This window comes from Chryseobacterium sp. ZHDP1 (assembly GCF_018603435.1).
Taxonomy (GTDB): Bacteria; Bacteroidota; Bacteroidia; order Flavobacteriales; family Weeksellaceae; genus Chryseobacterium; species Chryseobacterium indicum.
Genome location: NZ_CP075682.1, coordinates 974,249 through 995,423 on the forward strand (window position 1 = coordinate 974,249; position 21,175 = coordinate 995,423).

Annotated in this window: 14 protein-coding genes; 1 reads left to right on the forward strand and 13 read right to left on the reverse strand. The window is 37.1% G+C overall.

What is annotated here, in order from left to right:
- Positions 1-4: 4 nt before the first annotated feature.
- The 13 genes from KKI44_RS04430 to KKI44_RS04490 all read right to left on the reverse strand — a co-directional run bounded on the left by KKI44_RS04430 (position 5) and on the right by KKI44_RS04490 (position 17,975).
- A complete protein-coding gene (locus tag KKI44_RS04430) occupies positions 5-1,231 on the reverse strand; it encodes an McrC family protein (RefSeq protein WP_214590016.1) in 1,227 nt (408 codons plus the stop codon).
- Positions 1,231-3,210 carry an McrB family protein gene (locus tag KKI44_RS04435; protein ID WP_214590017.1) on the reverse strand — a complete coding sequence of 660 codons (1,980 nt, stop codon included), beginning with the start codon at positions 3,208-3,210 and terminating at the stop codon, positions 1,231-1,233. Before KKI44_RS04435 ends, KKI44_RS04430 begins: the two co-directional genes overlap by 1 nt.
- A gap of 14 nt (positions 3,211-3,224) precedes the next feature.
- A complete protein-coding gene (locus KKI44_RS04440) occupies positions 3,225-6,368 on the reverse strand; it encodes a type I restriction endonuclease subunit R (RefSeq protein WP_214590018.1) in 3,144 nt (1,047 codons plus the stop codon).
- 54 nt (positions 6,369-6,422) lie between these two features.
- Positions 6,423-6,827, reverse strand: a complete 405-nt coding sequence (locus KKI44_RS04445) for a transposase (RefSeq protein ID WP_214591210.1) — start codon at positions 6,825-6,827, stop codon at positions 6,423-6,425.
- Positions 6,828-6,866: 39 nt separating this feature from the next.
- Positions 6,867-7,178: a transposase gene (locus tag KKI44_RS04450; RefSeq protein ID WP_214590019.1), complete on the reverse strand. Its 312-nt coding sequence runs from the start codon at positions 7,176-7,178 to the stop codon at positions 6,867-6,869.
- A gap of 32 nt (positions 7,179-7,210) precedes the next feature.
- Entirely contained in the window at positions 7,211-9,250 is a 2,040-nt protein-coding gene (locus KKI44_RS04455) for a hypothetical protein (RefSeq protein WP_214590020.1), read from the reverse strand.
- Positions 9,251-9,333: 83 nt separating this feature from the next.
- The gene (locus KKI44_RS04460) at positions 9,334-9,798 is read right to left on the reverse strand and encodes a DUF6998 domain-containing protein (protein ID WP_214590021.1); all 465 of its coding nucleotides are present in this window, start codon (positions 9,796-9,798) and stop codon (positions 9,334-9,336) included.
- A gap of 35 nt (positions 9,799-9,833) precedes the next feature.
- Entirely contained in the window at positions 9,834-10,976 is a 1,143-nt protein-coding gene (locus tag KKI44_RS04465; protein ID WP_214590022.1) for a PD-(D/E)XK nuclease family protein, read from the reverse strand.
- A 40-nt stretch (positions 10,977-11,016) separates the two neighbouring features.
- Positions 11,017-12,324: a restriction endonuclease subunit S gene (locus tag KKI44_RS04470; RefSeq protein WP_214590023.1), complete on the reverse strand. Its 1,308-nt coding sequence runs from the start codon at positions 12,322-12,324 to the stop codon at positions 11,017-11,019.
- Positions 12,314-13,921 carry a type I restriction-modification system subunit M gene (locus KKI44_RS04475; protein WP_214590024.1) on the reverse strand — a complete coding sequence of 536 codons (1,608 nt, stop codon included), beginning with the start codon at positions 13,919-13,921 and terminating at the stop codon, positions 12,314-12,316. Before KKI44_RS04475 ends, KKI44_RS04470 begins: the two co-directional genes overlap by 11 nt.
- A 774-nt stretch (positions 13,922-14,695) precedes the next feature.
- Positions 14,696-15,337, reverse strand: a complete 642-nt coding sequence (locus KKI44_RS04480; RefSeq protein WP_214590025.1) for a DUF6266 family protein — start codon at positions 15,335-15,337, stop codon at positions 14,696-14,698.
- Between the two features lie 1,797 nt (positions 15,338-17,134).
- Positions 17,135-17,401 carry a helix-turn-helix domain-containing protein gene (locus tag KKI44_RS04485; RefSeq protein ID WP_214590026.1) on the reverse strand — a complete coding sequence of 89 codons (267 nt, stop codon included), beginning with the start codon at positions 17,399-17,401 and terminating at the stop codon, positions 17,135-17,137.
- Between the two features lie 175 nt (positions 17,402-17,576).
- On the reverse strand, positions 17,577-17,975 hold the full coding sequence (locus KKI44_RS04490; protein WP_214590027.1) for a hypothetical protein: 399 nt from the start codon (positions 17,973-17,975) through the stop codon (positions 17,577-17,579).
- A gap of 1,582 nt (positions 17,976-19,557) precedes the next feature.
- On the opposite strand from KKI44_RS04490, the gene KKI44_RS04495 reads away from it, so the two are divergent.
- A complete protein-coding gene (locus tag KKI44_RS04495) occupies positions 19,558-21,171 on the forward strand; it encodes a T9SS type A sorting domain-containing protein (RefSeq protein ID WP_214590028.1) in 1,614 nt (537 codons plus the stop codon).
- Positions 21,172-21,175 lie beyond the last annotated feature (4 nt).

A 21,175-nucleotide genomic window follows, 5' to 3' on the forward strand; every position in this document is an offset into this window, starting at 1 on the left:
TTATTTAATTAATTGTATTTAAAATTATATTTCCTATACGATCATCTAACTGTGAGAAAGAGTTTAAAACAGAAATTTTACCCAAACCACATTGATGGTGTTCATCTTCACTGATTTTTTCAAACCTTGAAAACTGATTTAACTCATTATTATTTGATGGATAAAGCAAAAGCGCCTTTTTACTCGTCCAATATTCATTGTACACATACATCTGTCTCAAATCATGCGTTGAAGGTTGCGACTGATCAATATTCTTCCATTTGGTGTCAATAATTAAAACAACCTCATCATTCTTTTTCAGGACAACATCGGGGCGAATAGTAATTCCGTTCCAAAACGCTTTTGAATCCTGCCCGTAAACTTCAATGCCTGTTCCTTGCGCCGCCTGTTTTAATTTGACCAAAACATATTCTTCCCAAAGACTGTTCATATTAAAAAGCAAAGCCAGCATTTTTTCTGAACCACTCGAAATATTAGGCGCATAATTCAAAATAATTAGTCGGGCTATGGATAAAGCCGTTTCGTAAGGTACGGTCTTTCTGGATTTCGGGACTTTGGAAAATGTGATTTCTGTTGCATTAATCTTTTTGACTTCTGGAAAATCAAGCTGTACTGTTTTACATTTACTATAAAGATAACTTCCTTTTGAAAGGTGAGCGATAATATCCAAAGCCTGACCTAAAATCTGATGAATTAAATGATCTTTTTCATACACTTGATGGGTGGTGTAAAATCTTTCCTTATGAACAAGATTTTTATTAATATGTCTAGCAAATTCTAGCTTTCCTTTCAGAGCTTTTACATTTCCGGTTTCCTTATAATATTGTTTAATTAAACCTTGGTGAATCAACAATTGCACCTCGTTCAGAAACCATTCAAAATAAATATCTAGCAGATGAATCGACTGTCTGGAAACATTGGCTTGCCCAACCTGTTGAATTTTCAGTTTTTTGGTTACACGCAACATTTCTATTAATACCTTTTGCCACTTTGTTTTGTTTTCCTGATCTTCAGATTCGTAACGGTCTATCTTTGGGAGAATCTCTATTGTAAGATTACCTGCCTGAATAACACCAACAAATTGCTTGAACACTACTCCATTATGTTTCAAATCAAAATATTGATAATTGTGTAGGGCGTTAAGTTTTGATAACGCTACAAAATGACGTTTTTCAAAACCATTTTCTCCAATGGGTAAGAAGCTGTGTTCAAAAACTTGGATTCTATTCATTATTGATTTGAGTTATTACCCAATAATATGTTTATTGCATTGATGATATTAAAATTGTCATCAATCGTTTTTAATCTAAGAATATTTCCTCCTTCAGGATAATTTTGTGTAGGAAAAGCGGCAAAAAATTTATTATCATATTTTTCTTGTTCATCAAAAAATCCAATCCCTAAAATCATCCCGATTTTTTCATAGTCTCCATAGAAATATTCCTGCAATAATGGAATGATATTAGTCTTAAAAGTATTTCTAAGATCTTGTTCTGTTTTTACGTTAATAAAATAAGAATGACCAATGGTGTGATCTCGATCCAGTAACACTTCTATTCTTTTATTTATTGTGGTTAATAGTTCGTCTAACTTAACTGTACCAATAATCATATCGTTAAGCAGGTTAGGCTTGGGCAACATTTCTTCAAAACAAAAACGTCTTCTCAAAGCTGTATCTAAGGCTTCTATACTTCGGTCTGCGGTATTCATTGTGCCGATAATGTAGAGATTTGGAGGCACTCCGAATTTGTTTTTACTGTATGGCAATTCTACTATAATTTCATTTTTACCAAGCCTTTTTGTGTCTTCAATAACAGTTATTAATTCTCCAAATATTTGAGAAATATTTCCTCTGTTAATTTCATCAATGAATAAACCGTAAGGAGGAGAATTCTCAAACTTAGCTATTCTTTCTTCTTTAGTATAACTTTCAATGGAATCTTTTAAGCTCAGAAATCCTGCAATCTTTGCTGCCTCGTTACAACATTCATAAAAAATTCCTTTTTCGATAGTGTAAATTACGTCAGCAGATTCATCGCCTACATCTTTATCCAATATAGGCTTGATTCCTTCAATAAAATCTTCATAAGAAAAGGATTGATGAAAAGTAATGAATTTATAGTTTTTAGAGGTGACAACTTTTCCCTTATAATCTCCGATCTTTTGTGATAATTCTAATAACTCATCAATTAGTTCTTTTTTTTCATTAACAATTTGCCAAACGGAATCATTTGATTTATTAAAAATTAAAGGTTCGGTTCTTTTGCTATATTGAACAGTGTCTGAAGCTTCAATTGTGTGTGCAGATAATTGCCCCCAAACTGTTTGGCTTAAACTTTTAGTATTTGAAACTTGTAGCTTGTAACCTACAAATCTGTGTTTTTTAATATCTGGTACCGTTAAACTTTTATTTTCTAAAAGTATAAGAGCAAACACTTGCCACCAACTAAGTTTATTGATGATTTCAAATTCAAACTCTTCTTTAGTAACAGTTTTATTCTGAACTTCAAAATGACTATAATATTCATTTAATAACTTATGTGTTTTACCAGTTCCTGGTGGACCATAGAGGATTTGATTTAAAGGTAAATTAATATCATATCTATGAATAATATTAGGTTCTATTGCGCTTATTTTTTCTTGATTTGAAAAAAAATTAAGATTTTCTCTTATCTTATTAATCTTAGTCAATGATTTTTTAAATTGATCTTCAGTAATTACAAATTGTTTTGTAATAGAATACTTATCCAATAATTCTAAAGCTTTATTTCTAAATTCATTTAAATAAAAATTAATATTATTCTCATAATCGTTGCTAGAAAATTTATAATATCCTACATTATTTTTATCTAATTTTATATTGAAAAAATCAGCCAATTCTTTATGAAAAGCTTTTTCATTATTATTACTTCCAACTTTAAACGAAATCTCAATATAATTGTGAAGTTTTTCCCCATCTTTACTAAAACCAACAACGAAACCCAATGTTTTTAATTTTCTTGCATTATCTCCTTTTTTAAAAAGAGGAACATAAATATAAGTAGACCCTTGAAACCAAAAACCTTTATCTAATCTCTTATCTTTAGATTGAGGACTATCTCTTTGTCGCAAAGAAAAAGTAAAATCGGATTTTTTCTCTCTAAATTCTAACAGTATATTTAAAATTTTATCCGAAATTTTTATTATTTTATCTTCTATTTTGTTAACCATATTGCTCAATTAATTTATCTATTCCTCTTAAAATTCTCCGCCTGTTCCAGCACATTCTTATACACCTCATCCTGCGTAATCGGCGGATAGCCGAACTGATGAAGCTTGACGATGATTTCCATTTTCAATTGTGCTTTGATGTCTTCTCTGTCGCTCCAGTCCGGGAACTTGGCGGTGTCGTCTACAATTTTTTTAATTTCTCGGGCGAGTTCCAGCATTTTGTTTTTATCAAAGGTAAAACCGTATTGCGTGCAGACCATATCCAGAATGTCGTAAAAGGCTTTTTCTTCGTAATCAATTCCTAAATCTTCAAAAGACGCCATTTCGGTACGCAGTTTTAAAATCAGGTCGAGGATCTGTTCGGAAGTATCGGTCTGGATGCCGTCATAATCCAAAATATCCAGTTCGCTTCTTTCGTTGTAGCTGTTAATGATTTTCTGAAGCCTTTCAGAAAACTCGATGCCTTTTACTTTATTTACTTTTTTAAAATCAGAGATCGCCTGTTTCAGCAATCTTTCAAGGATTTTAATCTTGGTATTCGGTAATTCCAGCGCATTTATTTTTTCCAGAAACTTATCATTAAACAAATCAATTGCGTTGGCTTTGTTGTCGTCCAGTTTAAAGATTTCTTCCACCCCTTCCGAAACAATGGCCTCTTCTACCATTTTACTCACTTTCGCATTCATTTGTGCGGTGTCGGGCGCTTCGCCTTTGGTCAGTTTTACGACAATTGATTTGATGGCAAAGTAGAAATGAATCTCATCGGTTTCTTTTTCGTTAAAGATTTCTGCACTGCAGGTCAGGTTGTAGGCCGCTTTCAGTTTTTTGGTCACCTCTACAAAGAATTTTTCAGATTTCTCTGTCATCAGAACAACTTCAGAAGCCCGGTTTAAGCAATTCAGCTGTTCAATAGGTGAACCTTTAAAATAATCCGTCGTGTCGAACTGATAGAAAAACTGTCTCAAAAGTTCCAGTTGATCTTTCACGATAATAACGGCTTTATCGATGTCTTCAAAATCATCTGCTGCCGTGGTATTATTGAACATTCCTAAAGCGTGATTCAGATTTTTCTTGATGCCGATATAATCGACTACCAAACCTTTGTCTTTCCCTTCAGACTTTCTGTTCACACGGGAAATGGTCTGGATGAGATTATGCGTCTGCAAAGGTTTATCAATGTAGATCGTATCGAGAAACGGCACATCAAAACCAGTGAGCCACATATCCACAACGATGGCTATTTTAAAGTTGGAATGCTTTTGTTTAAACTGTCTGTCCAGTTCCTTTCGGTCTTCTTTCGTTCCGAGGAGATTCCACAGGCTTTCTTCATCATCTTTGCTTCGGGTCATTACCATTTTGATGCGCTCTATGGGCTTAATTTCTTTCTGTTCTTTCTCGCTCAGATGTTCCGCAATGGTTTTCTCATTCCATTCCGGTCTTTGCCTGATAATTTCTTTGAATAATTTATACGCAATTTCTCTGGAAGCACAGACGAACATTACTTTTCCGGCAACGGTCGCTTTTTCCTCGATTCTTTTTTCATAATGACTGATAAAATCCTGCGCAATGGCTTCAATTCTTCCCGGATCTCCCAAGACAGCTTCCATTTTGGCAATCGCCTTTTGGCTGGCTTCCACGTGGTATTCCGAAGCGCCTTCTGCAACTGCATTTTGATAATACTGTTCGATTTCCACTACTTTAGAATGGTTCAGATTCACTTTTGCAGCACGACCTTCATAGACCAGGCGAACCGTGATTTCATCGACCACCGATTCAAACATCGTGTAAGAATCTACCACAGGACCGAAAACATCCAGTGTTTTATCAATCGGTGTTCCCGTAAAACCGACATACGTAGCGTTGGGAAGCGAATCGTGCAGGTATTTTGCAAACCCATAGGATTTCTTTACGCCGTCTTCATCAATGCGGACTTTCAAATCCAGATTCACCTGCGAACGGTGCGCTTCATCTGAAATACAGATGATATTGTTACGCTCGCTCAACACCTCATCATCTTCTGCAAATTTCTGTACGGTTGTCAGAAAAACACCGCCACTTTCCCTGCCCCGCAATCTTGTGCGAAGATCGGCTCTGGATTCTATATTGATGATGTTTTCATCGCCAATAAAGTCTTTGGCGTTGGTAAAATCTCTTGATAACTGATCGTCCAGATCGGTACGGTCAGAAATAATAATGATGGTAGGACTTGCCAATTGTGTAGAACGCATCAGCAGTCTGGAAAGGTAAAGCATTGTAAAACTCTTTCCACAACCGGTTGCTCCGAAGTAAGTTCCGCCCTTTCCGTCGCCTTCCGGTTTGCGGTGCTTTTGGATATTGCTGAACAGTTTGTTGGCTGCGTAATACTGCGGATAACGGCACAGGATCTTTTCTTCTTTTTTGGAAGTATCGGGAAACCAGATGAAATGATGCAGAATATCACACAGCCTTTCCTTGTTCAGCATTCCGTGAACGATGGAAGTGGCGGTATGAATGCCCGTTAATGCTTTCTTTTCGTCGCCTGTAATTTTATGCCAGCCGTAGAAAAAATCGTAAGGTGCAAACAGAGAACCCGCTTTGTTGTTCACACCATCGCTGATGATGCAGAACGCATTGTATTTCATCAGTTCCGGAATATCTCTCCGGTAACGTTTTGCCAATTGTTCGTAGGCATTAAAAATGGTAACGTTTTCTTCAATCAGTGTTTTAAACTCAAAAACCACCACCGGAATCCCGTTGATGTATACAATCAGATCCGGAATGCGCAGCTCTTTACCCTGAATCTCCAATTGGTTCACCATCTTGAAACGATTGGTTTCTAAAAGACTGGCTGAATCTACATCGATATAACGGATATGCAGATCTTTTTTTGCAGGATTGTTTCGCTTGAAAATCAGACCGTCTGCCAATAGTTTTCCAATGTATTTATTGCTGTCATAGAGATTGGAAGCCGGCTGATACGCCAGTTCATTAATCAGGGTTTCCAGTTCCATCGTTTCCAAATCCGGATAACGCGACAGCAGAAAATCACTCAGATCTTCCCGAATGAGGATCTCCTGGTTTGATGCCCGTGCTACCTTTTTGCCATTTACGTATTCATAACCTTCTTCTTTCAGAAGGTGGATGAATGATTTTTCTAATTGGGATTCGGTGTATTTCATAATTATTTTTTTTATAGCCTACGAACGAAATATCTTTCGTACGTAAATATCTCATTAAATACCGTTATCATAAAACCTATCTTCTTTCCAGAGAATCGGATTGTTTTTTATGTATTCTGATATTCTGTGGTAATCCTTTTCGTTTCTTATAATGTGGTCATAATAATTCCTTTGCCACACATTCATAACATTGGTATTATTACGCATCCATTTTGTAACCCCGATTTTAAACCCGCGAACAACGGAACCAATTGTTTTTGATGGTGACCGCCATAGGGACGAAAAATTTTTCGCCCCATTAGCCATTTCCACATTTTTCGCCCCTATATTCGCCATTTCTGCATCGGCATCATTTCCCCCATTCATAACATTTCTCTTTGCATTTGTAATTTCTGCATCTTTCGCCTCATTCGCCATTTCTATATTTTTTCCACCATTCCCTATTTCCGGATCATTCACACCAAAATTATGGGGCAATGGTTGATGAGGCAATAATGGTTATTGGGGTAATGATGGGTTGGGCGAATAATTATTCGCCCCAACAAATTCAATAATGCCGTGGATATGATTGGGCATAATAATAAATTCGTGCAGCACCACATTTGGAAAATGATTCGGAATATCCAACCAACATTGTTGTGCCTGAATTCCTGCATCATTCAATTGTAAACATTTCTCTGCAATTTTCCCAAACAAATGTGCTCTATCCTGATAACAAATCGTAATAAAATACAATCCTTCCCGGATATAATCATAGCCTTGTAACCGTATCGAGCGGCGATGGTGTTTTTGGGGATTGTAGTGATTCATAGATTACTTTTCTAATTGGGATTTGGTGTATTTCATTGATTTAGATTATCAGTTGGCTTATAATTAGATTTATGGAAATCAACTCTATCTCTGATGAATTTTTCAGAAAAATAATATCTGTATAATTTTAGGACTTTCCAACCTTCAGCAACTTTTGTCTTATCAACGAAATTACTTTTTATAAACTGAAAGCTTAAAAGTACTAAAATTAAAAATATCCAAAATATCATAGTGACATTATCTGAAATAGTTTTAAGCCAATCTGTAATTGAATTTATTCTAAAAATCACCACAGTGATAATAATAATAAAAAATTCAGGAATTAAACATTTAAGAAAATATTGAAGGTTTTTTTTATTTATATTTTTATCATTTTGTGCTTCTTGTCTTGACCATTTTAACTTTTCATGTTCAAATACCTCCTCCGCTTTTTTTTGCTTTTCCAAACTTTCTTTCTCATAAAAATATTGCAATTTTTTCTCCTGCTCTTTCAGCTTTTTATCTTTAAGAATATTTTCTTCGTATGCTCTGTTAAGGTAGTCTTCATTTTCAAGAAAATCTAATGAATTATCTACAGTATCAACAACAATTTTCTCTGGATTTGAGATTTTAGACTTTAATTCAAGATTGTAAATTTTAATTTCTTCTTCACTAAGTTCATTATTTCTAACTCTTTCTGAAAACTCATCGAACTTTTCAACGACTGAATTTTGTAAATGAGAAGAAATAATAATTTTAGCTTTATTAATTAAATCAAATGTCTTTGGTAAACAATCCTTATGTTGATTTAAACCTTTGTTTAAATAGAACCAAAATTTTGTGGTCACAAAATCCATTTCTTTACAATAAGTAAAATCTCCTTCTTTAATCTTTAATAAGTTATTATGACCTAAATATCTCGCTAAAGAATTTTCTGATATATACAAATAAGAGCATTTTTCAAAGTTAACTTTAGAATTTCCTTTACGAAGACAATTTATCTTTGTGAAAATCTTAATTAATTCTACAGTATCTACTTCATTAAAAATTCTATTTTTTTCTTTAGAAATTTTTTCAATCTCTTCTAAAATTGTTTTATCCTCTAAATTATATCTTTCCAATTCCTCAATGGAGCATTCGTAATCGTCTTCATAAATACCCAAATTAAGTAGTCCTCTATAAAACAAAGTTTTACGTAACGCCACATCAGAAACTTCTTTAGCATTATTGACTATGTCTACCATTGCAGGTTTACTAATTTTCAAACTTAATTTTCCTGATTTGATCTTTTCCGCAGTAGAAAAAAAATTATCAATTTCTAACTTTGTTTCAGTAAAATATTTTAATTCAATTGTCTTTTTTCCACCTTTATTTTTTATATTGATTTCCTGTACCAATGTATAAAAATCATTGAACATCTCCTTATATAGTTCACCATTTAGCCCTTGCGAATTAAATAAATATTCAGTTCCCAAATAGATTGTTAAATTATTTTTCCACGTGCCAAGCTCGTTTAGGTCCGGGGAATACTTAATTCCTTCATATAAAATTAAACCTTCTTTAATGCTTAACAGAATATCTCTAAAATTTCCATTTCCTTCATTTTTTACAAAAAAAGCACTTATATAATTAGAATACTCTTCAGAATACCCATTATCAAGTAAATATTCATAAAAATTATCCTCTAATTTTCGTTGTTGTTGCGATGTTAGTTTACGCTGCGTTCTTTCCTCAATAAACTTAATTAAGTTTAAAAACAGATTTTTATGTTCGTTATTAATAGTATTATACTTATCCTTAATAGCATCTCTTCCGTGATTTTGTGTAATTTCAAAATTATAGACTAAGCCATTTCTATTTAACTTTTTGTTTAGCCTATTATTTAATACTGTCTTAAGAACAGCTTCTGGAATATCAAAACCAAAAGTGCTTTCCATAAGCAATTTTAGTTCTGCAGATGTAAATGAATATTTAGATTCTATCGTACAAATACCCAGAATAAAATCTCCTATTATATCGAAAATATCCTTGTCTGAATTACTATATAATTCACTAAATAGCGCTACAGATGATAATAAATTTTTATTTTTCATAAGTTATTAGATAATTTTGAGTGATTAAGCAAATTGCACAAGTGTCCTTTACGCGGAAACAGTAATTATTTATATAAGTTTTATTATTTGATTCTCATTATCCTATCAACATTCTCCTCAGACATGTTCAATTCTCTCAACTTTTTTACAGATAGTCTGTAGGGATACTTTCTGTCAGTTGGTAAATGAGCAAGTAATTTATTAAAAAGCAGTTCTCCTGTTCCATTATAAATTTCTTCAAATGTACCATCTTCATAGAGTTGCACTGCAATAAAATATTTTGGTTTTCGATCAATATGTTTAGTAAAATAAAAATACTCTTTAAAGGAAGCTTTTATCTGGACTTCTCTTTCCTTTGAATCTGTCACAAACCCATCGTGAATGTGAGTATTATCTCCATAAAGAGTTAACCCATAATGTTCTGCAACCAATACTTCTCCTATATCTCCTACCAGCTTTCCATCTAAAGTAAAATTCTTTTTGTGATGCCTGTATTTTTCCTTTAATATATTAATCGTAGTGAACAGTATTTTAAACTCATCTTTCATACTTCTTTATATAACATCATAATTATATCAGTTTTCTACACCCCTTCAACCTCTGCCAGCAATTCAAAAAACTTATTGATTTCATTTTTTATAATCCCTTTCATCTCGCCGCTGATAATGGCTTTCATTGCATCAGCCTGCCAATTCTGATATTTAGGAAATCTGGTGTACGCAAGCCTTGCATTTCCGCCTCCTACTTTTTCTTTAATCTTTGAAAGCGCTGATGTATCAACCTGATCATTTTTAGGAGCCAGACCAATGATACAGTTTCTTAATCCCTGCGCTCCGAATTCTATGAATACTTTGTAATTTTTCCAATGAGGAACTGAAAACTGGAAACCCGCCCAGCTCGTGTTAACGTAGTCTCCCGGATCACTTAGCAGATCAAGTCCCATTTCTTCGCACAGTTCTTCAAGCTGTTTAAGGAAAACAGTATTGATCAGATTATTTTTTACATTGCTGAGATTGTCAGAGATCATAAAAACGGCATCTAAATTTTCCGTTAATGACAGTTGGTCGATTAATTCTTTATCCATGGCTGAAGTTGTATTTTGATTGGTTAACTCTTTAAGGTGATTGCTGTATTGTATCAGTGTTTCCCGGACAATAGGAGACCTTACCGCTATTTCAATGCACCGCTCCAGCCAGTCTAAGATGACTTCACAATAAGAAACCTGCAGATAATCTGTTTTATCAGGTGCAATCTGTGGAGATTCATTCCCCCATAATGTTAAATATAGCAATTTAAACGCAGTACCGTATTGCTGGACTCCGAAAGCATGATACCTTTTCAGCTGCTCGAATTGATCGTTTGCATATATTTTATTTTCTATTAAAATAGCTTCGCCCGAAGAATTCTTTATTAAAATATCAAGTCTTCCAAACCGTGTAGCATATTCCCGATGTACTTCGACATCCTGATATCCAAAAACATATTCCGGAGGCAATATACCCGATTTAATAAGCGTATTGATAAAAGCATCTAAAAATTTATGATGTAGCTGATGGCTTCCATTGGGATCTAACAGTTCTGCAAGGATAGATGAATGTGTATTTTCATAATGATTAACCCCACAGATCCTAAACATATTAAATGAATCATCATTCTTAGCAAGCTCTGATTTTCTACTTTTAATTATCCAGTTAACTTCCTGAAGAAGCTTTGCGATTTCTTTCATGGTAAGAGTTTTCAGGTTTAGTTTTTAATTTTAAAATGTTTTATGATGCTTCTACTGCCTCCCCAACCGCCAAGCGTGACAGCAACAAACTTTGTAGTTGTAGTAAATAGTAGTTTTGATTATTAATTATAAATTTTTGACGACTAAGTATTGAAAAATGTTTATCAAACTTATTTACTATTGTGTTATTGTAAGCAATTTTAAGATCGGATAAAAGATCATTTAGAGCAAGGTTTTTGACACCATTGGAACTATTTTCGTATGTAAAGAATAGTCCATTATTATAATTCCTTTTTAATTCTAAATGATAGACATTTTCAAAAGATGTCTTCACTGAGATCACTCTACAAAAGTTTGAACAAATAAGATCTTTATTAATAAATTTTGTTAAAGATTTATCAATTAAAACTGTCCTACCAGTAGCCTGAGTAGGACTTCCACCTGATATTTCTACTACAATATTTCCTTCAGTAAGCTTCCTACTTTTTAAATTTTTCTCAAGTATATATCTTTGAGGTATTCCATTTTTATCGCTTCTATTCAAAGTTGGTATATCGGTTCCGCGAATACATAAGACCTCCGAAGTGTAATTTCCTTCAGGAACTTCTTTACCCCAATCTCCACCAATTGTATCTTCAGTAATTTCTGTTAAGCTACTAACTTCCCACCCCTCCGGAATTTCCTTCCCAAGTTCTTCGTTCCAAACCATTTTTCCACCGGAAGATTTATAAGGTTTTTCTATGGCCACCCCGTCCTGCGCCCCCCCCTCCGACGGAGGGGAATAGGGAAACTCAAAATCCACAAACCAATGTTTATACAAAGCCTGCGCAGCAGCTTCCAGTTTCTCGCAAATCTGCTCGTTCACTTTTATTTTGTTGGCTATGCTTTGGTATTGCGCTACAATTTGTCGCTGTTCTTCGATGGATGGAACCGGAAGTTGCATTCCACAGAAATCTTCCCATTCAAGACTTCCTCTCACACCGCCAACAGCGTGAAAACAAGCTTCTCGATCAAATTCAGAACGGGAAAACCACAACATCAGATAATCAGGCAAAATCAAATTTTCATCAATGACTTCAAAAACAGGATATGCCTGTGAGATAATTGCAATATCCAATTCTTTCAACAAAGCAATGGGTATTTTTTTATCTCTACGAACTTGCATTGTACTGCAAGCAAACTGATTTTTTCTAATCAATTTATAATTTGCCATATCAGTTCCAATCGTGTTGGCAACCGAAGGAATAAACTTTTTATTAATGGTTAAACCAACAAGATGGGTTATTGCCAAATCCTTATTTCGCTGATCTACTAACTGAATTAAATCTCCAATTCTTCTATAACTCATATCCCAAAGTTTTAAAAACATTAGAAACCTCCTCTTTCAATTGGTTTTCCTGCTCAAATAAATCTTTCAGATCTGCCTGCAGGCTTTGCATCTGCTCATCATAATCCAGACTTTCATCCCGGTTAACGAATTCAATGTATTTACTTGGAACTAAAGAATAATCTTTTTTGCGGATCTCTTCCAGAGTCGCACTGTAAGAATATTCAGGAATATTATAACCACCCCGTCCTTCGGACATCCCTCCAGTGGAAGGGAATTGCTGCCAGTTGTGATAATGGGCAGCAATCGCAGTAATCTCTTCCTCGCCAAACTGAATGAATTTCTTTTCAAACGGCTCGCCTTTCTGTCTCAGATCCATAAACAAAACTTCGCCTTTTCGGTCACGGTACTTTTTTACCCCATCGTTTGGTACGGACGAATCATTATTCGCCCTTACAATACTTCTTTCGTTTTTATTGCGGTTCAGAATCCATAGTGTCACGGAGATATTGGTAGAATAAAACATATCTTGTGGTAAAATCACCACGGCTTCCACCAAATCATTTTCAATAATCTGTTTCCGAATTTTATATTCTTCGCCGCCGCCACTCAACGCACCGTTTGCCAATATAAATCCGGCAACGCCGTTCTGAGAGAGTTTGGAGATCATATTCAGAATCCATGCATAGTTGGCATTGGATTTTGGGGGCACTTCGTACCCTGCCCATCGCGGGTCGGTGGTCAGTTCGTTTTCTGCACGCCAGTCCTTTAAATTAAAAGGCGGGTTGGCCATGATGTAGTCGGCTTTCAGATCTTTGTGCTGGTCGTCGCTAAAAGTATCTGCTGCTTTGCTTCCGAGATTAGAAGAAATCCCACGGATGGCGAGGTTCATCTTCGCCAGTTTATAGGTGGTATTGGTAAGCTCCTGACCATAGATAGAAACATCTTTCTTGTTGCCCTTGTGTTTTTCAATAAATTTCAGCGACTGTACAAACATCCCACCCGAACCGCAGGAAGGATCATAGATTTTTCCTTTGTAGGGTTCTATCATTTCCGCGATGAGGTTGACGATCGATTTCGGGGTATAGAACTCTCCTTTTCCTTTTCCTTCGGCAATGGCAAATTTGCTCAGGAAATATTCGTACACACGTCCCACAATATCGTGGGCTTCATCTTTCAGGGTATCAATATTGTTAATCGTATCCAGCAAAGCCGAAAATTTAGACTGATCCAGCCCGAGACGGGAGAAATAATTATCGGGCAATGCCCCTTCCAGAGATTTGTTGGTACGCTCGATGATTTTCAGCGCAGAATCTACAATCAGGGTAATATTTTCCTGCTTCGCGTTTTCCATAATGAAAGTCCACCGCGATTCTTCCGGCAGATAAAATACATTTTCTGCCTGATAAAATTCGGGAATATCTAAGAATGCTTCTTTGTGCTCATTAATGAGTTCCTGTCTTCTTCTCAGAAATTTGTCATTCGCAAACTTCAGGAAGATGAGACTCAGCACCACGTGCTTGTATTCGGAAGGCTCTACAGAACCTCTTAATTTATTGGCAGAATCCCAGAGGATTTCTTCGGTACTTTTTGTTTTTGCAGCTGTTTTCGTTGCCATTGTTAAATCTTAGATATAATAGAACAGCAAATATATCGCAATTCTTCGATTCCTTCCCTCCTGCATATTTCTGAAGTTAAGAATTTTCAGCTTTTCACTTCCAGAAATATAATGCTGTTTTCATACGGCGGGCATCATCATATGATATCGGCATAACCTATGACGATTGATAATCAATCGAATGTATCGTAAAGATGATCATGGTTTATCGTTTTTTTAAATTATAATTCAAATATAAATAAAAAAATAATTTCACCATTACGGGATACCATAAAAAATATCGTTGGAATTTCTATTTATTCAGCGTGTTTAAATTGATCATTTACTTTTACCCTTAAGGAGTTAAACCCCTTTAGCTTAAAAACCTAATAAAAAGCAATGGATTGATTCCTTAATCAGAATCAGCTTAACCAGCTTGCATTGATGCCGTTTAATCTGAAGATTTCTTAATGTTAAATATAAGGATAAACAGAGTTTATTGTATTTGAGATAATAGACTTATCTCTTTTACTCATAAAGGCTTCGACAGGCTCAGCCTGACAATGTTAAAATATTGCGGTGAGCATTCCAGATGTCACCCTGAGCCTGTCGAACGGGCACTATCAGAAAACCGCCTGCTAATTGTTGTTCTCCAATATCAGGTAAAGAGATAAATCAATCAGATCATTAAGAAAAACCTGTACATCTTTTATTGAGCAGTATGTAAGCAGGCTCTTAAAATGATATATTTTCCTGGATAAAAAAACCTCCGCCCTTTCAGGCAGAGGCTTCTCATTAAATCATCGTCATAGCCCCAAGATACGCGCTGTTACACGCAAGGGTTTCTTTCACATTCCTGAAAAACACCCAGACCTGAATTTCCTTTCCTGTGTAGGAAGCAGGCATTGTGACATCAGCAGTCAGTGCTCCTCTTTCGGCAACGGATTCGAAAATTTCAAAAGTTCCCAGTTCTTCGCAATAACACACCGCATTGGCTTTGTCGGCGGTATCTGCATTTCCCTGTGCGGAATTGTCTTCCCAGCTCAGCGCAATGATATTTCCGGTCTGCGGAGCAGCAGCGACGTTCTGGAAACCTGCCAGATCACCTTTCGTGATCAGAACCTTGTTGTATACCAGTTCGGGAACATCGCCATTCATCTGTAACGCTTCGCTGATGGTATAGGAAACCGCCATATTCACCCTCGATTTTGAACCGCTCCCCGATCCGAAATACTTCGTCTGGATATTTTTGAGCGGCTGCAGAAAGCTGATCACCATGCTGAATTTGGTCTGCTGCAGAAGCTGTTTATCGGTGGGCTGTTTCGAGCTTGGTTTGGGAATGCTTCTGATAATGTCCTGTCCGCGCCAGTTTGCGCCTACAATCGTTCCCACTTTTCCTGAAAATCCTCCAAGGATTCCTTTTGTTATTCGTGCCATTTTGTGCATTTTTATTGGTTAACAGAACGAAGGTATTACAGAATTTTCCAATTTCAGGCACCTGTGAAAAAGATGACCGGTTTTGACTGCTTTTGACCGGTTTTGACCGGTTTGAAAACCCATTTCTTCGGATCATGTTCGGGTCTTCTTCGGATCGGCTTCGGAAAAATGGGATTTTTTCCGAAGAAACACCGAACAACACCCGAAGGATTCCGGAAGAATTTTATGAAAATATTTCTGCTTCATTGTACGCTTCGGCTCCGCTCAGCGTACTTCATGTCATTCCATTTTAAACAAATCATTGTCAACCATACCCTCCATCGTGCGCTGAGCGGAGCTGAAGCGCAGATCATCGTAAATAATCATTCCTAAAGTTGTTTAAACCCGCAAAGACGCAATATTTTTTAACATGCTCTATCTATTTAAGGCGCAAAGATTTTATCTCCGATAAAATGTAATACGGATATTTTTCGCTTCGGCTCCGCTCAGCGTACTTCAGTACAACTCCATTTTAAACAAATCATTGTAAATAAAACCCGCCACCGTGGGCTGAGCGTAGCCGAAGTGCACATCAATGCGATTCCATTTTAAACAGATCATTGTAAATAAAACCCGCCACCGTGGGCTGAGCGGAGTCGAAGCGCACATCAACCTGAATAACCCTCCCCAAAATTGTTTACAATCGCAAGGACGCAAGACTTCTAACAAGCTATATGTATTAAGGCGCAAAGATTTTATCTCCGATAAAATGTAATACGGATATTTTTCGCTTCGGCTCCGCTCAGCGTACTTCACTGCCATTCCATTTTAAACAAATCATTGTCAACCATACCCACCGCCGTGTGCTGAGCGGAGCCGAAGCGCACATCACTGCTACACCATTTTAAACAAATCATTGTCAACCATACCCACCACCGTGCGCTGAGCGGAGCCGAAGCGCACATCACTGCTACGCCATTTTAAACAAATCATTGTCAACCATACCCACCACCGTGCGCTGAGCGGAGCCGAAGCGCACATCACTGCTACGCCATTTTAAATAAATCATTGTAGTAAAAGAAGATCCTTCGACTGCTTCGCGCTCAGGATGACAGCGCAGAAAATCATTGATTTTAGAGTATGCTATTGAATTGAAAGCGTTAGACAATTATTTATTGTAATAAAAAAAGAGATCATTTAGCTGCTTACTATATTTAGAAAGTAATTTAAGCAGTTACATTGTATATCTGCGTAATCTCCAAAATCTGCGTGAAGCAATTGCGGATGAAAATGGAAACAACAGATTATTGTAATAAGAAAAGGAGATCCTTCGGCTGCTTCGCGCTCAGGATGACAGCGCAGAAAGTCATTGATTTTAAAGTATGATATTGAATCGAAAGCGTTTGACAATTATTTATTGTTATAAAAAAAAGATCCTTTGGCTGCTTAGTATACTTGGAAAGCAGCTTAAGAAGTTACATTGTATCTGCATAATCTCCACAATCTGCGTGAAGCAATTATTCACAACAATCAAGACAACAGATCATTGTAATAAAAAAAAGATCCTTCGACTGCTTCGCGCTCAGGATGACAGCGCAGAAAGTAACTTAAGAAGTTACATTGTACATCTGCGCAATCTCCACAATCTGCGTGAAGCAGTTGCGCACGACAATCAAAACAACAGATTAATGTTATAAGAAAAGGAGATCCTTCGGCTGCTTCGCGCTCAGGATGACAGAGGAATGACCAGCCCAATACCCGGCTCATTCAGCAGAATCCGGGATCTGATCCCGTCCACGAAAAGCATAAAAAATACCCTCATTTTTTGAGGGCAGTATTAAAAAACCATTTGGGATAATATATCTTCTTTCCGATCTTTACATGCGGAATATTCTGTGATTTCCGGATTCTGAACAAGGTACTGTCGCTGATCTTCAGCAGCCTTTTTACATCGGCACTGTCATAATACTGCAAATCGCCGATCTGCTTTTTTTCAAGAGTTTCCAGAATTCCGGAAAAGATATCCAGAATGGTATGCATCGTCTCCTCATCATACAACGGGGTATTGCTAAATTTCTTTTTCATATTGTGCTCTTTAAGAAATGATGGTATTAATTTTTATTTCAAACGTGGAGGAAATATAAAATATTGCGTCATCCCGCCTCCTAAAGGCAGAAGCGGGGGAAACTCTACAATGCAGAAATTCATTCCTTTAATAAAAACTCTGAAAATTATTTGTTAAAATTTTAGTTATCCGGAATCAGAGGGATAAAATTTCCTGTAAAAATGAATGCTGTTCACCGGAAAAAATTTTGATGTTTTTCATGATTTTCAAAATAAATAAAGATACGCTTCGGCTCCGCTCAGCGTACATCATGTCATTCCATTTTAAACAGATCATTGTACCCACACCCGCCACCGTACGCTGAGCGGAGTCAAAGCGCACATCATTGTCACCCCATTTTAAACAAATCATTGTAACGCATACCGTCACCGTAGGCTGAGCGGAGCCGAAGCGCACATCATTGTCGCCCCATTTTAAACAAATCATTGTAACGCAAACCTGCCACCGTACGCTGAGCGGAGCCGAAGCGCACATCATCCTGAATAACCCTCCCCAAAATTGTTTACAATCGCAAAGGCGCAAGATTTCTAACATGCTCTATCTATTAAGGCGCAAAGATTTTATCTCCGATAAAATTTTAAGGCGGATGCTTTTTCGCTTCGGTTCTGCAAAGCGTACATCATTGTCAATCCATTTTAAACAGATCATTGTAAATACACCTGCCACTGTAGGCTGAGCGGAGTCGAAGCCTACGGTGCTGCAATTCCATTAAACAAATAATTGTCAATCACACCTGCCACCGTACGCTGAGCGGAGCCGAAGCACACATCATCCTGAATAACCCTCCCCAAAATTGTTTACAATCGCAAAGGCGCAAGATTTCTAACATAAAAGTTGTTTAAAGTAAAATGGTAGAAAACTCTATAGAGTTTTATCTGTGTAGACACCATATTCGCAAGGCGTTCTGCGTTCCGTAGGAACGCTATCTTTAGAAAATGTATCGTATTTAAGATATCAATCCTATGGATTGATTGACGGATTTATTCTTATTTCTACACAGATTCTGCTCCTAAAGGAGCAAACTCTTTTACTTTAAACAACTTTATGCTCTATCTATTAAAGCGCAAAGATTTTATCTCCGATAAAATTTTAAGGCGGGTATTTTCCGCTTCGGTTCTGCAAAGCGTACATCATTACTACTTCATTTTAAACAGATCATTGTAACACAAACCCGCCACCGTGGGCTGAGCGGAGTCGAAGCGCACATCATCCTGAAATAAACATTCCCAAAATTGTTTACAATCGCAAAGGCGCAGGATTTCTAACATCAAAGTTGTTTAAAGTAAAATGGTAGAAAACTCTATAGAGTTTTATCTGTGTAGACACCATATTCGCAAGGCGTTCTGCGTTCCGTAGGAACGCTATCTTTAGAAAATGTATCGTATTTAAGATATCAATCCGATGGATTGACTGACGGATTTATTCTTATTTCTACACAGATTCTGCTCCTAAAGGAGCAAACTCTTTTACTTTAAACAACTTCATGCTCTATGTATTAAGGCGCAAAGATTTTATCTCCGATAAAATTTTAAGGCGGATATTTTCCGCTTCGGCTCTGTAAAGCCTACATCATTACTACATCAATTTAAACAAATCATTGTAACGAAAACCTGCCACTGTAGGCTGAGCGGAGCCGAAGCACACATCATTGCCACCCCATTTTAAACAGATCATTGCAAACCACATCCACCACCGTGCGCTGAGCGGAGCCGAAGCGCACAGTAAATAAATTTTGCCGTTGAAAAATATTTTCTCTAATTTCGTTTCCGGATTGTAACGGGAAAATGGGAAGGTCCACGCTTTCTTTTTTTTCGATTAATTTCCAACCTTTTTAAAAATTTTTGCATCTTTAAAATAAAACGACACCTTTTGTCGTTACAGGGATGTAACTTTGCAGAAGACAAAAAAACTAACAGCTTTTTACCATTCTGATTTTTAAAAAAACTAAAAAACAGGCTGTCAAAAGCCGATAAAAAAACAAAGACCATGAATACAAAAAAAGATTTTCGAACAGATTCTATCCGGAATACATTTTTAAGAATGAGGGTTTCCTTATTTTTTTAACCCGTTCTATTCTTAATTTCACCTTTACAATAACGTTAAAATTACACTAAGTATGAAAAAACTCAGCATGAGTGTCTTCACTCTGTGCAGCATTCTGGGGGTGTATGCCCAGGAAGTAGTCTGGCAGAAAGACATCTGGTCCTCTACGCAGGACTTTCTCTCACAGGTCACCACGACCATCGATCAGCAGTATCTAATTACCGGAAGCAGCATCCGTCCTGACAACCAACAACCATCATCCGGCAACCAAAAGCAAAACAACGGTTACGATTTCCATCTGGTAAAACTTAACCAGCAGGGCGAAGAAGTCTGGGAAAAATATTTCTCAGGGAAAAACCATGACTTTTTGTCGGCAACCGTCAACACGCAGGAAGGAGGATTTCTTCTGGCGGGTTCCAGCTATTCGGGGAAAGGGCTGGATAAAAAAGACGATTCCAAAGGCGGATCGGATTTCTGGCTGATCAGAATCAATGAATTTGGCGATGAATTATGGCAGAAAACCATAGGCAGTGCTGCAGATGAAGAAGCAAGGGCGGTGATTCAGACCACGGATATGGGGTTTTTTGTAGCAGGATCCTTCGGCTCCGCTCAGGATCCGAAAATGAGAGGCTACGGCTCCAAAGATGTTTTGGTAGTACGGCTGGATAAAAACGGGAAGGAACTATCCCAATTAATTTTAGGCGGAAAAGGTCTGGATGAAGTGGAAAAAATGATTCCCACCAAAGACGGGGGAGCTTTGTTAGGGATCTACTCCAGAAGCGGGGCTTTGGCAGGAAGCGGGAAGGCAGAGGCTGGAAGTAAAGCCAAGCAGACAGAAAATTATGGCGAAGGCGATTACTGGATCGTGAAACTTTCGAAAGACGGAAAAGTGGAATGGGAAAAGAACTTTGGCGGAAAAGGCGACGATCATGTAAGAACACTGGCACTGACTTCTACAGGCTACCTGATCGGTGGAGAATCCAGATCGGAAAGATCGGGAAACAAATCCGTAGGTATTGAAGACGGAACCGACCTCTGGTTGATCTCCATTGATGAAAAGGGTGAAGAACTCTGGCAGAAATCCTACAGCTTCAAGAACCGCGATGTTATGATGGGAATGAGTGTTATTGCCGGGAAGCAGGAAGACGGAGGCGGGAAGTCTAAAGGTATCTTGCTGGGCGGTTACACACAGGCAGAAGGCAGGATTGAAAATGATGATGAAACTTTCTGGATGCTGTATCTTGACCAGAACGGAAATGAGCAGTGGAGAAAGCACGTGAAGGGAGAATCCCGAAAAAAAGAAGAACGGTTATCTGATATTAAACTGAACCGTGACGGATCGATTGTACTTGCAGGAACCAGCGCAGAGGAGCTGGGCAAAGAAAACTGGAAGATCGTGAAGCTTGGGGATAAACAGGTTGACCAGCTGATCGAAAAGCAGGATATTAAGATCTACCCAAACCCGGTAACGGATTATGTGTATGTGGAGCTTGGGTTTGAGGGCCTGAGAGAAGGAATGTTTGAGGCTGAGATCGCGGTGTACGATATGGGCGGAAGAAAGCTTGAAACGGTAAAAACGAAAAATAAGATCACTAAGATCAATACCCAGCCTCTGATTCAGGGGGCGTATCTGGTGGTGGTAAAAACCAATGACAAAACGGCGAATGCCAAATTGATTAAAAAATAATACA